The following is an 11,840-nucleotide window of genomic DNA, read 5'->3' as shown; positions in this document are numbered from 1 at the left end:
GAGCTACCAGGCTGCTCCATCCCGCGCCTGTGAGATCGAATTCTACGGATTTTCTTCCCCATGTCAAGCGATATCGTAAAAAACCCTTTTTCGTTCAAACCCTTAGCGTCTATGCCTGGCTGCGGCTCAGGCGCGACGGGGCTTGCAAGCCGATTATCGAGGGAGGCTGTCTCAGCATCGGCGGCATGCGCTACTATCTGTATGAATTTACAGTGGTGGCCGTCATCAATGTCCGTGCGCAAGATCATCCACATCGACTGCGATTGCTTTTACGCTGCGATCGAGATGCGTGACGACCCGCGCCTGGCCGGCCGCCCCATGGCAGTGGGGGGCTCCCCGGACCGTCGCGGGGTAATCGCCACCTGCAATTATGAGGCGCGTGCCTTCGGAGTGCGTTCAGCGATGTCGTCTCGCCATGCGCTCAAGCTTTGTCCAGACCTGGAAATCGTCAAACCGCGCTTCGAAGCCTATCGGGAAGCGTCGCGTGAGATCCACGCCATTTTTCGTGACTACACCGAGCTGATCGAGCCGTTGTCACTGGATGAGGCCTATCTGGATGTCAGCGAAAGCCAGTGGTACGCCGGCAGCGCGACACGCATCGCCGAGGACATTCGCCGGCGCGTCGCCCGTACCTTGCATATCACGGTATCCGCCGGGGTCGCGCCGAACAAGTTTCTGGCCAAGATTGCCAGCGACTGGCGTAAGCCCAATGGCATATTCGTGATTACCCCGGAGCAGGTCGAGGCGTTCGTTGCTGACTTGTCGGTGGCCAAGCTGCATGGTGTGGGCAAGGTAACCGCAGAAAAGTTGAACCGCCTGGGTATCGACACCTGCCTTGACCTGCGTGAGTGGTCGCGGCTGTCATTGGCGCGCGAATTCGGCAGCTTTGGCGAACGGCTCTGGGGGCTGGCGCGGGGGATCGACGAGCGTGCGGTGCACAACGATAGCCGCAGGCAGTCTGTCAGCGTCGAAAACACCTATGACAATGACCTACCGGACCTGGCCAGTTGCCTTGAACGCTTGCCTGAGCTGCTGGAAAGCCTCAATGAGCGGATTGCCCGGATGGACAGCAGTTACCGCCCGGACAAGCCGTTCGTCAAGGTCAAGTTCCATGACTTCAGCCAGACGACCCTGGAGCAAGCGGGGGCGGGGAGGGACCTGGAAAGCTATCGTCAGTTGCTGCGCCAGGCGTTCGCCCGGGGTGGCAAGCCGGTGCGCTTGCTGGGGGTGGGGGTGAGATTGCGGGATTTGCGCGGGGCGCATGAACAAATGGAGCTGTTCCCGACCCATTGAAAAGAGGCCGCATGACGGCCCCTTCTTTATATAGCTACTGCGCGCCTGGATCAGCGACCAACCGGCCAGTGGCCTTGGTCAGTGCAGCCAGGAATTCCTGTTGCAGCTCCGGATCGTTGCGTGTCAGCTCGATCAGGCTCTGTTCCATCTCGCTGGCTTCCTCTTCCAGGCCCAGCTCGGACAAGCGCTTGACCCGGTGTACCCACTGGCCGACATCGTCATCCTCGAGGTCATCGAAGATCAGCTCGTGGGCCTCGCGCAGCTTGTTGCGCAAGCTGGCGCTGACCAGCAGGCTGGCATCGCCACGCACGCCGTTGTCCTCGTCGACCACCTGCATGTGCAGGGTGCCGACGTGGTTCAGGTGTTGTTCCGAGAACGGGCTGTCCAGCAGATTCAGGCGTAACACGCCGTTTCTGTCGGTGGTCAGCTCGTGAGCCATCTTGCCAGCCTTGACTTCGACCAGCCGCTCGCTCCAGGGCACACTGGTGAATTCTTCACGCTTGTCTTTCTGCACTTCGCTGATGCCCGCCAGGTTCTGCTGGGCACGGCCATTGGACGGGGTGTTCATGAACGGGTTGAGGCCATCCACACCATAACTGAGCCAGTCATGGGTCATGCTCTGCGGCAGGTTGCCCAAGGCGAACACGTTGACCACGTTGGCACCAATACCGGCCACCACGGCGACCGCACCCAGCGGGATCTCGTAGATCTCCCGCCAAGGCTGGTACGGGGTATAGCGATCATAGCTACGGGTGACCTCGTACTCGGTCACTTCGAAACGCTTCTGCTCATGGATGCGCACACGTCGTTGCGGAAGCTCCATCACCTTCGGCTCGCCGACATCGATCTGCAGGGTGTGTTCGAGCAGCTTGCGCTCGACGCGCTCCTCATGGTCGCTGCGCTGGGACATCTGATTGGCGCAACCGCTGAGGAGCAGGGCGCCGCACAGTGCGGCGCCCCCCAGGGTAAAGGTACTTCGCTTGGACATGATTACTCGTGCATTGATTATCAGCGGCCGACGCGGGCCTGCAGGAAGGTCAGCACTTCATTGAGCGGCAGCTGCTGGGCGTCCTGCTCGGTGCGGTGCTTGTACTCCACGTTGCCGTCGGCCAGGCCGCGGTCACTGACCACGACGCGGTGTGGAATGCCGATCAGCTCCATGTCGGCGAACTTGATGCCGGGGCTGGTCTTCTTGTCGCGGTCGTCCAGCAGCACCTCGTAACCGGCAGCTCTCAGTTCGGCGTACAGCTTGTCGGTGGCCTCGCGGACCACGTCGGTTTCGTAGCGCAGCGGTACCAGGGCGATCTGGAACGGTGCCAGGGCGTCGTTCCAGATGATGCCTTTGTCGTCGTAGCTCTGCTCGATGGCGGCGGCGACCACGCGGGACACGCCAATGCCGTAGCAGCCCATGGACAGCACCACTGGTTTGCCGTTCTCGCCCAGTACCTGGCACTTGAGTGCCTCGCTGTACTTGGTGCCGAGCTGGAAGATATGGCCGACTTCAATACCGCGCTTGATGACCAGGGTGCCCTGGCCATCCGGGCTCGGGTCGCCTTCGACGACATTGCGCAGGTCTGCAACCTGTGGAACCGGCAGGTCACGTTCCCAGTTCACGCCAAAGTAGTGCTTGTCATCGATGTTGGCACCGATGCCGAAGTCGCTCATCAGGGCGACCGAACGGTCGATCACGATTTCCAGTGGCAGGTTCAGTGGGCCCAGCGAACCGGCACCGGCACCAATGGCCTCGCGCAGTTCGGCGTCGGTAGCCATTACCAGCGGATCGGCAACCTGCTCAAGCTTGGCAGCCTTGATTTCGTTGAGTTCGTGGTCGCCACGGACGATAAGGGCGATCAGCTTGCCTTCTTCGGCGCCGCGCACGATCAGGGTCTTGACGGTCTTCTCGATCGCCAGGCCGTGGTTTTCCACCAGTTGGGCGATGGTCTTGGCCTCTGGTGTGTCGACCAGGCGCAGTTGCTCGGCAGGGGCAGGGCGTACGGTTTCACGCGGGATGGCTTCGGCCTTCTCGATGTTGGCGGCGTAATCGGAGCTGTCGCTGAAGATCACGTCGTCCTCGCCCGACTCGGCCAGCACGTGGAATTCGTGGGAGTAGCTGCCACCGATGGAGCCGGTGTCGGCCTGCACTGGGCGGAAGTCCAGGCCCAGGCGGGTAAAGACGTTGGTGTACGCCTGGTGCATGCGGTCGTAGGTTTCCTGCAGGGAAGCCTGGTCGGCATGGAAGGAGTAGGCGTCCTTCATGATGAATTCGCGGCCGCGCATCAGGCCGAAGCGTGGGCGAATCTCGTCACGGAATTTGGTCTGGATCTGGTACATGTTGAGCGGCAGCTGTTTATAGCTGGACAGCTCGTTGCGGGCCAGGTCTGTGATCACTTCTTCGTGGGTCGGGCCGACGCAGAAGTCGCGCTGGTGGCGGTCCTTCAGGCGCAGCAGTTCAGGACCGTACTGTTCCCAGCGGCCGGATTCCTGCCACAGCTCGGCAGGCTGGATGCTTGGCATCAGCACTTCCAGGGCGCCGGCGGCGTTCATTTCCTCGCGCACAACGTTCTCGACCTTGCGCATCACCCGCAGGCCCATCGGCAGCCAGGTGTACAGGCCGGAGGCCAGTTTGCGGATCATGCCGGCACGCAGCATGAGCTGATGGCTGATGACCACTGCGTCGGCAGGGGTTTCTTTCTGGGTGGCGAGCAAATATTGACTGGTGCGCATGGTTAGCCGTGTCGATTGCCTAAGACGTTGAAATAGCCCCGCATTGTACGGGGGCGAAACGAAGGCGTACAGAATGCCCCAGGGCGTGGCCGTTGTCAGCCAAGAAAAAGCCCGGCAAGTGTGCCGGGCTTTTTCAGGTGCGGGGCACTATAAGCCAGGCTTACAGGATGCTCAGCGGGTATTCGACGATCAGGCGCAGTTCGTCGATCGAGCTCGAACCGTAGTACACGCCATCGCTGGAGCGGTAGGTGGCCTGACGAACGCGGAAGCTCAAGTCTTTGGCAGGGCCTTCCTGCAGTACGTACTTGATGTCCACGTCGCGTTCCCATTCCTTGCCATTGCTGGTGGAACCGGTGTTGGCATCGCTACCACGCACGTAACGGGTCATGAAGGTCAGGCCAGGCACGCCGAACTCGGCGAAGTTCAGGTCGTAGCGAGCCTGCCAGGATTTTTCGTCTTCGGCGTTGAAGTCGGAGCGGGCCACGGAGTTGGCCAGGAAGATGGTGCCGCCGCCGTCCACGCCATAGCCGTAGTCGCCGTCACCGTGGACCTTCTGGTAGGCCAGGGTGAAGGTGTGGGCGCCGATATTGTAAGCGCCCGACAGGCTGTAGGCCTGGTTGTCGAGCTTGGTCACGCCATCTTTCTCGGCGCGCTGCAGGCCTTGGCCATCGCTCTTGGTGTCATAGATGTTGAAGTCGAACACCAGGCCCTGCTTGTCGGAAATAGGCAGTGCCCAGTTCACGTTGGCGTAGTACTTGCGCCAGTAGTCTTCGACCTTGGAGTAGTACAGGCTGGTGGACAGGTTGTCGGTGAAGGCGTAGGTGCCACCGATAACATCAGCCTCTTTCAGGTGCAGGCTGTCGTGGTCGGTCTCGGACTGGGCGTTCAGCGCGGTGAAGCGACCGGCGTTGAGGGTCAGGCCCTGGATTTCGTTGCTGGTGATCAGCGCGCCCTGGGCCACTTCTGGCAGCAGGCGGCTGTCATCGGTCGCGAGCACTGGCATGGCAGTGAACTGGTCGCCGACTTTCAGCACGGTATCGGAGATGCGCAGTTTGACCGCGCCGCCGCCTTCGGAGAACTCGTCCTGCGCACTGCCGTCGGAGTTGGTCGGGAACTGGCCGGTGCTGTGGCGGCCCTTGCCGCTATCCAGTTTTACGCCGAGCATGCCGATGGCATCGACGCCCACGCCGATCACGCCTTGGGTGAAGCCCGACTCGTAGGTGCCGAGGAAGCCGAGGCCGGTTTCTTCAACGCGGCTCTGGGTGCCTGGCGCGTTGTTACGGAAGTCGCGGCTGAAGTACAGCATGCGAGTCTTGACGTTCAGCTTGCTGTCTTCGAGGAAACCCTTGGACTCGTCCTGGGAAGAGGCCACTGCCATCTGCGAGGTCCCTGCCGCAACGGCCAGGGCGATCATGCTCCACTTCATCACGCGCATCGTGATTTGCTCCTTTGGTTTTTAGGAAGAGTACCGCTGCGCCCAAGTCTTTTAGTTATATGGGGCAGCTCTTTCTTGTTATGTCGGCGGAAATGTATAGCACGCTGACTGTTGTTGGCGATATGGCTAAAAATATCCTTTCGGGAACTTTATGGTCATGTCGCTTTTAGGAATTTCCATGTCGCAAATCACGCCCCGGTCTTCCGGGTCGTACAACGCCAGCGCTGTTTCATTGCCGTCTCGATTCTGTAAGTACAGATTCCGGCTAAGGAAACTCCCTGGTGTACCCGATCTCGCTGTTGTTATTTGTCGCGTCACCCAGCCAATGCAGGTGTCGTGCCGACTTGGCGTGAAGAGAATGCAACAAGCGTGCTCAAAATTAACAACGGTTCATGAAATTTTCACAAACCCGGCTGCCGAAGGTCGGAAAGTACCGAAAACACGGGGCGGGAGTTGTCTGATGGTGTGCCACGCTTGCGGGAAGTGTTAAAAGAAAAAGCTGCCATAAAAGTCAATGTGTTACCGGCAACTGTTGATCCTGAGTCATTCCTGTGGGTAAAAGCGTAGTGCTGCGCACTTTTGTGGCCTCATTTTGGTGCGAAAAGTAGCGCTGTGTTACCGCCGTTGTGCAAGTCACGGTAATTCATGAACTTAAAGCGTGCAGGCTGCACCCTGACCCATGTCGGCGCAGCCGAAGCAGGGTATCCTTGACGCATGGGTTCACTTGTGGAGATTGATTGTGTTTGATATGGATTCGCGTTTGCAGGAGGATTCCCTGGTTCTAGGCGACTTTCCGCTGTGCCGTTTATTGCTCAGCAAGGATGCCAATTACCCGTGGTTCATCCTGGTGCCCAGGCGCGCGGGCGTGAGCGAGCTGTTCGACCTGAGCCAGGAAGACCAGGCGCAGCTATGGAAAGAAACCACCTGCCTGGCCGAAGCGCTCAAGCATGAGTTCAAGGCTGACAAGATGAACGTCGCCACGCTGGGTAATGTGGTCAGTCAGATGCACATGCACGTAATCGTCCGCCATCAGGGTGATGCAGCCTGGCCTGCGCCCGTCTGGGGCAGAGTGCCGGCTGTCGGGTACGCGGCCGAGCAGGTGGAAGCCATTCGCCAGCGCCTGCGTGTACTGCTGACTCACGATTATCAGGAGGCCTGACATGTCCCCAGAGTCACGCATCATTGAATTGGAAACCCGCCAGGCGTTCCAGGACGACACGATCCAGGCGCTGAATGATGTGGTGGTCGAGCAGGGGCGGGTCATCGAGCGCTTGCAGCTGCAGATGGCCGAGCTGATCAAGCGTCATGAAGAAATGGCCGGGCAGTACGGCATTGGCGGGGAAGAGGCGCCGCCACCGCATTACTGATGCGCGGCAGCCCTGGGCTTGCCCCAGGGCTGCGCAGGGTCAGCGGCGGTTGACCGCGACCACGTCTTCGGCCTGCAGGCCTTTGTCACGGTGCATCACCGAGAACTCCACGCGCTGGCCTTCGACCAGGATCCTGTGGCCTTCACCGCGGATGGCACGGAAGTGGACGAAGATATCATCACCCGAATCGCGCGAAATGAAACCGAAGCCCTTGGAAGTGTTGAACCACTTCACCGTGCCGGTATCCCGCTTGCCGGCCTCCGAGGGCGCGCCCTGGCTGGCGCGGGCTCTCTTGCTGGTGCGGGCGAAACCGGCCACCAGGTGCAAGGCGACGGCCAGCGCGGCGCAAACCAGCGCTGCCAGGTTGCCCATTTCCGGGCGTGCCAGCAGGGTCAAGGTCTGCAGGACCACGGCCACCACCAGCAGGGCGCAGGCCAGGTATTGCAGCTGTTGCCGCGCCCCGCGGTAATACAACGGCACGACCGGGGCCAGCAGCAGGTTGAGCAGGCCGAGCAAGGCCAGATAGACCGCGTCGGGTTGCTGCAGGAAGGGAGTTGCGTCGGGTTTGAGGCTGGGCATGAGCGATAGCAGCAAAGCCGCAACGCCCGTCACCAGGTGGACGATCTTGAACATGGGTTGGCTCACAGTTGATAAGGCCGATCACAGGAAGAGCTGGCGGCACGGTGCGCATGAGGTGTTAAGCGCGAACACGTGGTGGGCCAGCCTATGCACCCGGCAATGACAGTCCGCACGGGTGGCACCGTGCCTATTTAACAGCAAAGGCGAAGGCTTCTCAAACCGCAGGCGCCAGGCGCCGATGGCTTGCCTTGTGTCATGGGCGCGTTCTGCCAAGTATTGATACAGTGTGTCGGACCCGCTTGGTCATCAAGCCTTATGGAAAGGGGAACTTCATGGCAATCGATATCGGTATCAGTGAAGAAGATCGCAAGTCCATCGTAGACGGGCTTTCCCGCCTGCTGTCGGATACCTACGTGCTGTATCTGAAAACCCATAACTTTCACTGGAACGTCACCGGTCCGTCGTTCCGCACCCTGCACCTGATGTTCGAAGAGCAGTACAACGAGCTGGCGCTGGCGGTCGACTCGATCGCCGAGCGGATTCGTGCGCTGGGCTTCCCGGCACCTGGCTCCTATGCCTTCTATGCGCGCCATTCGTCGATCAAGGAAGAGGAGGGTGTACCGCCCGCAGACGAAATGATCCGCCAGCTGGTCCAGGGGCAGGAGGCTGTGGTGCGTACCGCCCGCAGCATCTTCCCGGTGGTGGACAAGGTCAGCGATGAGCCGACCGCTGATCTGCTGACCCAGCGCATGCAGGTGCATGAGAAGACCGCCTGGATGCTGCGGGTGCTGCTCGACGGTAAATGATCGGTTAATTCTGTAGGACTTGTCTCAGGGCCCGGATGAATCCACTTCAGCCGGGCCCTTTCGTTTGTGCAGGAAGGTTTTGCCGCTGCTTTGAACCCTGCGCTCAGCGCTTCATTGAACCCCAGTCGATTGAACTGAGGAAGTGGTGCGATGCAAGCAATCAAGCGTGCGGTGAGGGTGGGGCATTGGCCTGGCAAGCAGTGCATCGACCCGTTCAAGGCCGATTTCGACATGTTGCAGACTCAGCCCGTATCGCGTTCGGTGCGGTTGAACGGTTTTTCCACCTGCCTGCGGCTGGAGTCGGTGTATTGGGGTATCCTCGAGCAAATTGCCGCGGCGAACCAGTGTTCGGTCAGTGCTGTGCTGTCTTATGTCGACCGTGAAGTGCACCTGCGTCAGGGCGGGGTGCGTAACTTCAGCGGGCTGATCCGGGTGATCTGTGTCGCCTGGTTGCGCGATCCGCCGAGTGCACGCTGATCGCCCGGCGGGCTGCGCAGTGCCGGTTAACCATATATAATCCCGCTCTTTGCTGCCCCGGCAGCCAGCGTTGTGGTTGACGAGAGACGTTCATGCCCCTTTATGACTATCAATGTGCTTCCTGCGATCACCGGATGGAGGCGCTGCAGAAGATCAGCGCCGCGCCGCTGACGGACTGCCCGGCCTGTCAGGCGCCGGCATTGAAGAAATTGCTGTCAGTCCCCGGTTTTCGCCTGAGTGGCAATGGCTGGTACGAAACCGACTTCAAGACCGGGGCGAAAAAGAACCTGGCAGGCGGCGACAAGGCCGACTGAGTTGAATTGCAGTAGCCGGGTCTTGCAGTATTAGCCCTCCGGGCGGCCAAGGCCTCCAACGAATACACGAATCACGAGAAGCGAAAACACCATCATGATGCGCAGCCATTATTGCGGCCAACTGAACGAGAGCCTGGACGGCCAGGAAGTCACCCTTTGCGGCTGGGTCCATCGTCGCCGCGACCACGGCGGGGTGATCTTCCTCGACATCCGTGACCGCGAAGGCATGGCCCAGGTCGTGTTCGACCCGGATCGCGCCGAAACCTTCGCCGCCGCCGACCGTGTGCGCAGCGAGTACGTCGTACAGATCACCGGCAAGGTGCGCAAGCGCCCGGACGGCGCGGTGAACACCAACATGGCGTCCGGTGCCATCGAGATCCTCGGCTATCAGCTGAATGTGCTCAACGAAGCGGAAACCCCGCCGTTCCCGCTGAACGAATACTCCGATGTCGGCGAGGAAACGCGCCTGCGTTACCGCTTCATCGACCTGCGTCGCCCGGAAATGGCCGACAAGCTGCGTCTGCGTTCGCGCATCACCAGCAGCATCCGTCGCTTCCTCGATGAAAACGGCTTCCTCGACGTCGAGACTCCGATCCTCACCCGTGCCACTCCGGAAGGCGCGCGTGACTACCTGGTGCCGAGCCGTACCCACGCGGGCAGCTTCTTTGCCCTGCCGCAGTCGCCTCAGCTGTTCAAGCAGCTGCTGATGGTTGCCGGTTTCGACCGCTACTACCAGATCGCCAAGTGCTTCCGTGACGAAGACCTGCGTGCTGACCGCCAGCCGGAATTCACCCAGATCGACATCGAGACCAGCTTCCTCGACGAAGCCGAGATCATGGGCCTCACCGAGAGCATGATCCGCAAGCTGTTCAAGGAAGTGCTGGACCTGGAATTCGGCGAATTCCCCCACATGACCTTCGAAGAGGCCATGCGCCGCTACGGTTCCGACAAGCCAGACCTGCGCATCCCGCTGGAACTGGTCGACGTTGCCGACCAGCTGAAGGATGTCGACTTCAAGGTCTTCGCAGGTCCTGCCAACGATCCGAAGTGCCGCGTCACCGCCCTGCGCCTGCCAGGCGGCGCCAGCATGCCGCGAAGCAAGATCGACGAGTACACCAAGTTCGTCGGCATCTACGGTGCCAAGGGCCTGGCCTACATCAAGGTCAACGAGCGCGCCAAGGGCGTCGAGGGCCTGCAGTCGCCGATCGTCAAGAACATCCCTGAGGCCAACCTCAACAACATTCTCGACCGCGTTGGTGCTGTCGATGGTGACATCGTGTTCTTCGGTGCCGACAAGTTCAAGGTCGTCAGCGAAGCTCTGGGCGCGCTGCGTATCCGCCTGGGCCACGACTTCGAGCTGCTGACCTGCGAGTGGGCGCCGATGTGGGTGGTCGACTTCCCGATGTTCGAAGAGAACGAAGACGGCAGCTTCACCGCGCTGCACCACCCGTTCACCGCGCCGAAGTGCAGCCCGGAAGAGCTGGAGGCCAACCCGGCCACCGCGCTGTCCCGTGCCTACGATATGGTCCTGAACGGTACCGAGCTGGGTGGCGGTTCGATCCGTATCCACCGCAAGGAGATGCAGCAAGCGGTATTCCGCCTGCTGGGCATCGAGGCAGAGGAACAGGAAGAGAAGTTCGGCTTCCTGCTCGACGCATTGAAGTTCGGTGCGCCGCCTCACGGTGGCCTGGCCTTCGGCCTGGACCGCCTGGTCATGCTGATGACCGGCGCCCAGTCGATCCGTGAAGTGATCGCCTTCCCGAAAACCCAGAGCGCCGCGTGCGTCATGACCCAGGCCCCAGGCATGGTCGACGCCAAGGCCCTGCGCGAGCTGCACATCCGTCTGCGCGAGCAGACCAAGGTCGAGTAATCGGCCCCGGGCGCATCCCGGCGGGTGCGCCCAGGCGCTTCGGCGCAGTATTCCCACGTTCCGCCCTTCGGGGCGGAACCTGTTTCTGTTTCAAGGATTCGGAGTCGTTATGGCTGGTCATTCCAAGTGGGCGAACATCAAGCACCGCAAAGAGCGCCAGGATGCCAAGAGAGGCAAGATCTTCACCAAGTGGATCCGTGAGCTGACCGTTGCCGCCAAGCAGGGTGGTGGCGACCCAGCCTCCAACCCGCGCTTGCGCCTGGCGCTGGACAAGGCATTGGGCGCCAACATGAGTCGCGACATCATCGATCGTGCCGTGGCTCGCGGTGCCGGCACCAACGAAAGCGACAACGTCGAAGAGCTCAGCTACGAAGGTTACGGTCCCGGTGGCGTGGCGATCATGGTCGAGGCCATGACCGACAACCGCAACCGCACTGCCGCCGCTGTGCGCCACGCCTTCACCAAATGTGGCGGCAACCTCGGCACCGACGGCTCGGTGGCCTACCTGTTCGAGCGCAAGGGGCAGATCAGCTTCGCCCCGGGCATCGATGAAGACGCCCTGATGGAAGCCGCGATGGAGGCCGATGCCGACGACGTGGTGGCCAATGACGATGGTTCGTTCGAGGTGTTCACCTCGTTCAACAGCTTCTATGCAGTGCGTAACGCGCTGGAAGAGGCTGGCTTCAAGGCCGCTGACGCAGAAATCGTCATGCAGCCGACCACCAGCGCCGAACTGGACCAGGAAGGCGCCGAGAAGGTGCTCAAATTGATCGACATGCTCGAAGACCTGGACGACGTGCAGAACGTCTACTCCAATGCGCAGATCTCCGACGAGATCATGGAAAAACTCGGCTAAGGTTCTTCGGCTGGTTTTGAAGGCCCATTCGCGGGCAAGCCCGCTCCCACAGGTAGTGCATCAGGCTCGGGTTTGGTGCGGTCCCTGTGGGAGCGGGCTTGCCCGCGAATAGGCCGGTA

General features: G+C 60.8%; 13 protein-coding genes and 1 tRNA gene (1 of these 14 only partly in view). 9 read left to right on the top strand and 5 right to left on the bottom strand.

Features of this window, described 5'->3' with window-relative positions:
- Positions 1–26 (bottom strand) — tRNA-Met (locus ACIPW4_RS05680); it reaches 151 nt to the left of the window's first position.
- Between ACIPW4_RS05680 and ACIPW4_RS05675 the strand changes: the two genes are divergently transcribed.
- Both ACIPW4_RS05675 and dinB read left to right on the top strand, forming a co-directional pair.
- The coding region (locus ACIPW4_RS05675; RefSeq protein ID WP_400655635.1) for a hypothetical protein at positions 1–293 on the top strand (293 nt) is incomplete at its 5' end. The two genes, ACIPW4_RS05680 and ACIPW4_RS05675, sit on opposite strands and share 26 nt — an antisense overlap.
- Positions 235–1,293: a DNA polymerase IV gene (gene dinB, locus ACIPW4_RS05670; protein WP_400656428.1), complete on the top strand. Its 1,059-nt coding sequence runs from the start codon at positions 235–237 to the stop codon at positions 1,291–1,293. The genes ACIPW4_RS05675 and dinB, both read left to right, overlap by 59 nt.
- Before the next feature lie 34 nt (positions 1,294–1,327).
- Here the strand turns inward: dinB and ACIPW4_RS05665 are convergent, their stop codons facing one another.
- From ACIPW4_RS05665 to ACIPW4_RS05655, 3 genes are all read right to left on the bottom strand, one after another.
- Positions 1,328–2,281: a hypothetical protein gene (locus ACIPW4_RS05665; protein WP_400655633.1), complete on the bottom strand. Its 954-nt coding sequence runs from the start codon at positions 2,279–2,281 to the stop codon at positions 1,328–1,330.
- A 20-nt stretch (positions 2,282–2,301) separates the two neighbouring features.
- Positions 2,302–4,017 carry a proline--tRNA ligase gene (locus ACIPW4_RS05660; protein ID WP_400655630.1) on the bottom strand — a complete coding sequence of 572 codons (1,716 nt, stop codon included), beginning with the start codon at positions 4,015–4,017 and terminating at the stop codon, positions 2,302–2,304.
- Between the two features lie 160 nt (positions 4,018–4,177).
- Positions 4,178–5,452, bottom strand: a complete 1,275-nt coding sequence (locus ACIPW4_RS05655; protein WP_400655627.1) for an OprD family porin — start codon at positions 5,450–5,452, stop codon at positions 4,178–4,180.
- Positions 5,453–6,191: 739 nt separating this feature from the next.
- On the opposite strand from ACIPW4_RS05655, the gene ACIPW4_RS05650 reads away from it, so the two are divergent.
- Together ACIPW4_RS05650 and ACIPW4_RS05645 are read left to right on the top strand one after the other, a co-directional pair.
- Positions 6,192–6,611: an HIT family protein gene (locus tag ACIPW4_RS05650; RefSeq protein WP_400655625.1), complete on the top strand. Its 420-nt coding sequence runs from the start codon at positions 6,192–6,194 to the stop codon at positions 6,609–6,611.
- A gap of 1 nt (position 6,612) precedes the next feature.
- Positions 6,613–6,819: a SlyX family protein gene (locus tag ACIPW4_RS05645; protein ID WP_400655623.1), complete on the top strand. Its 207-nt coding sequence runs from the start codon at positions 6,613–6,615 to the stop codon at positions 6,817–6,819.
- 39 nt (positions 6,820–6,858) lie between these two features.
- Here ACIPW4_RS05645 and ACIPW4_RS05640 read toward each other — a convergent pair whose 3' ends face one another.
- Entirely contained in the window at positions 6,859–7,452 is a 594-nt protein-coding gene (locus ACIPW4_RS05640) for a cold shock domain-containing protein membrane protein (protein WP_400655621.1), read from the bottom strand.
- Between the two features lie 278 nt (positions 7,453–7,730).
- Between ACIPW4_RS05640 and ACIPW4_RS05635 the strand changes: the two genes are divergently transcribed.
- The 5 genes from ACIPW4_RS05635 to ACIPW4_RS05615 all read left to right on the top strand — a co-directional run bounded on the left by ACIPW4_RS05635 (position 7,731) and on the right by ACIPW4_RS05615 (position 11,721).
- Positions 7,731–8,204: a Dps family protein gene (locus ACIPW4_RS05635; RefSeq protein WP_003254783.1), complete on the top strand. Its 474-nt coding sequence runs from the start codon at positions 7,731–7,733 to the stop codon at positions 8,202–8,204.
- A gap of 150 nt (positions 8,205–8,354) precedes the next feature.
- Positions 8,355–8,681: a ribbon-helix-helix domain-containing protein gene (locus ACIPW4_RS05630; RefSeq protein ID WP_400655619.1), complete on the top strand. Its 327-nt coding sequence runs from the start codon at positions 8,355–8,357 to the stop codon at positions 8,679–8,681.
- 92 nt (positions 8,682–8,773) lie between these two features.
- Complete coding sequence (locus tag ACIPW4_RS05625; protein WP_027919960.1) at positions 8,774–8,995, top strand: FmdB family zinc ribbon protein; 222 nt, start codon at positions 8,774–8,776, stop codon at positions 8,993–8,995.
- Positions 8,996–9,089: 94 nt separating this feature from the next.
- Complete coding sequence (aspS, locus tag ACIPW4_RS05620) at positions 9,090–10,865, top strand: aspartate--tRNA ligase (protein ID WP_400655617.1); 1,776 nt, start codon at positions 9,090–9,092, stop codon at positions 10,863–10,865.
- A 109-nt stretch (positions 10,866–10,974) separates the two neighbouring features.
- Positions 10,975–11,721 carry a YebC/PmpR family DNA-binding transcriptional regulator gene (locus tag ACIPW4_RS05615; RefSeq protein ID WP_400655615.1) on the top strand — a complete coding sequence of 249 codons (747 nt, stop codon included), beginning with the start codon at positions 10,975–10,977 and terminating at the stop codon, positions 11,719–11,721.
- Positions 11,722–11,840: the final 119 nt, after the last annotated feature.

Origin of the sequence: Pseudomonas sp. NPDC089996 (assembly GCF_044748405.1) — a bacterium.
GTDB lineage: Bacteria > Pseudomonadota > Gammaproteobacteria > Pseudomonadales > Pseudomonadaceae > Aquipseudomonas.
This window is presented reverse-complemented; position numbering and strand designations above follow the sequence as displayed.

What these genes read in the sequence shown, in the direction of transcription:
- ACIPW4_RS05660 (WP_400655630.1), bottom strand. Translation starts at nt 4,017, where the DNA reads ATGCGCACCAGTCAATATTTGCTCGCCACCCAGAAAGAAACCCCTGCC.
- ACIPW4_RS05625 (WP_027919960.1), top strand. Translation starts at nt 8,774, where the DNA reads ATGCCCCTTTATGACTATCAATGTGCTTCCTGCGATCACCGGATGGAG.
- ACIPW4_RS05640 (WP_400655621.1), bottom strand. Translation starts at nt 7,452, where the DNA reads ATGTTCAAGATCGTCCACCTGGTGACGGGCGTTGCGGCTTTGCTGCTA.
- ACIPW4_RS05630 (WP_400655619.1), top strand. Translation starts at nt 8,355, where the DNA reads ATGCAAGCAATCAAGCGTGCGGTGAGGGTGGGGCATTGGCCTGGCAAG.
- ACIPW4_RS05615 (WP_400655615.1), top strand. Translation starts at nt 10,975, where the DNA reads ATGGCTGGTCATTCCAAGTGGGCGAACATCAAGCACCGCAAAGAGCGC.
- ACIPW4_RS05645 (WP_400655623.1), top strand. Translation starts at nt 6,613, where the DNA reads ATGTCCCCAGAGTCACGCATCATTGAATTGGAAACCCGCCAGGCGTTC.
- ACIPW4_RS05665 (WP_400655633.1), bottom strand. Translation starts at nt 2,281, where the DNA reads ATGTCCAAGCGAAGTACCTTTACCCTGGGGGGCGCCGCACTGTGCGGC.
- aspS (WP_400655617.1), top strand. Translation starts at nt 9,090, where the DNA reads ATGATGCGCAGCCATTATTGCGGCCAACTGAACGAGAGCCTGGACGGC.
- ACIPW4_RS05655 (WP_400655627.1), bottom strand. Translation starts at nt 5,452, where the DNA reads ATGCGCGTGATGAAGTGGAGCATGATCGCCCTGGCCGTTGCGGCAGGG.
- ACIPW4_RS05635 (WP_003254783.1), top strand. Translation starts at nt 7,731, where the DNA reads ATGGCAATCGATATCGGTATCAGTGAAGAAGATCGCAAGTCCATCGTA.